Here is a 1,945-nt window from a genome sequence, read left to right on the forward strand (position 1 = left end):
CCCCCTCTGTAGTACCCCCAGACTTTTGGCTGTCGTCGGTACAATGCCGACCTTTGTCCCATGCACATAGGAACAGTCTATAAAACCAACAGCAAGGGTGAACGCAAAGCCTACTATCGCCTTGAGGAGAGCTACCGGGACGGTCTTGGCCGTCCTCGTACCCGTCGGTTGTGCGTATTGGGGTACTTGGAAGGACTTTCCACAGTAAAGCAGCGTCTTTTGCTGAAAGATTGCATTGAGGCTCTTGCTTATCACGGGCAACGCCCGATGAGCGGTGACGAGACTATCGATCGCCTTACCTATGAGTTCCATGAGAAGATGCTCCAAAACGGTCGTTTGGCAGAGGTAAGGCAGTGCATGAAGGAGTACCGCGAGGAACTTGTCCGAAAGGGTTTTGAGAGCGTGAACCTTTCCACCATGAAGAACTTTGACCCGCGGGAGACAGGTGCCGAGCACGTTTGCGTTGAGACGCTGAAACGATTACACATAGACAAGTTCCTTTCCTCCAAAGGTTGGAAGCCGGCCGACGTGTCACTGGCCATGATGCAGATAGCCTCCCGTGCCATCTATCCGGTATCCGAGCTGAAGACCAAAGAGTACATGGATGACAATTCCGCCCTATGCGAGCTGCTCGGCATCGATACAAAGAGCTTCACCCATCGCCATCTTTACAGGAGCGCCAACCACCTTTATGAAATTCATACCGAATTGGAGGATTATCTCCACAACCGTGTATGCACCCTGTTTGACATCCGTGACGAGATACTCCTTTTCGACCTGACGAACACTTACTTTGAAGGTCGTATGCAGGGAAGCAGGATTGCCCGGTACGGGAGGAGCAAGGAGAAGCGTTCGGACTGCAAGATAGTCGTGTTGGCCGCCGTGGTCAACACTGAAGGGTTGCTTGTCCGCACACGCATTTTCAAGGGTAACACGGCCGATTGCGATACCATGCAGACCATCATCGATGGACTGGCAAAGGAACAGTTGAGCCTTGGCAGGCAGCAAAAGGACATTACAGTGGTCATGGATGCCGGTATCTCGACAAAGAAGAACCTTGAATACCTTGAAAGGAGCGGCTACAGATACATCACAGTAGCCCGTTCTTCACAAGCCGCCTATGAGTCAATGGGCATGCCTGTCAGGGAGGTCATGGACAACAAGAAGCAGATTATCAAGCTCGAGCGGGTTTCCGTCAACGGTGACAGGGACCATTTCCTGCTTGTTGACAGCAAGGCGAAAACCTTGAAGGAACGTAGCATGTACGAGCGTGCCTGTCAGGAATACGAAGAGGGGCTGCAGGCCATTGCCGAGGGAATATCCAAACGGGGAGGGACGAAAAGCCTCGACAAGGTATATGAAAGGCTGGGCAGGCTCAAGGAACACTGCCCGTTGGCAAACAGGGATTATAAAGTGATCGAGGAGCACAATGAAAGGAACATCGTAACCGCTTTCACTTGGGAAAAACAGCCTGAGAAGTCACTCTCCTCAGAGAACAGGCATGGCAAATACCTGTTGCGTACGAACATGGACATGGAGGATGAAGTCAACATCTGGAATTTTTATAATGTCATCAGAGTTGTGGAAAGTACCTTTCGTTGTTTAAAGACCGATTTGGACCTTCGTCCCGTCTATCACAAGAGCGATGAAGGCGCGGAAGCACACCTCCACCTGGCGATCCTGGCCTATTGGGTCGTATCTGCCGTCCAATACCGGCTCAGGCAAGTCGGCATCCATACGGACTGGCGAAACGTCGTACGCATACTCAGCACCCACAAAATCGTGAGTACCGAGATCGAAAGTAAGGAAAATGGAGAGGTCAGAATACGTCAATGTACCGAACCAAGCAAGGATGTACAAGATATTTATCACGCACTTTCTCTGTCTGATACTCCTATACGGAGACAGAAATTTGTAGTACACCCAGAGGATGTCTCAAAAAAAA

Annotated in this window: 1 protein-coding gene; it reads left to right on the plus strand. The window is 50.7% G+C overall.

Annotation, left to right across the window (positions count from 1 at the left end):
• Nucleotides 1–60: 60 nt before the first annotated feature.
• Nucleotides 61–1,945 (plus strand): IS1634 family transposase (locus G7Y39_RS13305; protein ID WP_165157910.1); only part of this gene is annotated, 1,885 nt, incomplete at its 3' end.

The organism is Parabacteroides sp. ZJ-118, assembly GCF_011038785.1.
Taxonomy (GTDB): domain Bacteria; phylum Bacteroidota; class Bacteroidia; order Bacteroidales; family Tannerellaceae; genus Parabacteroides.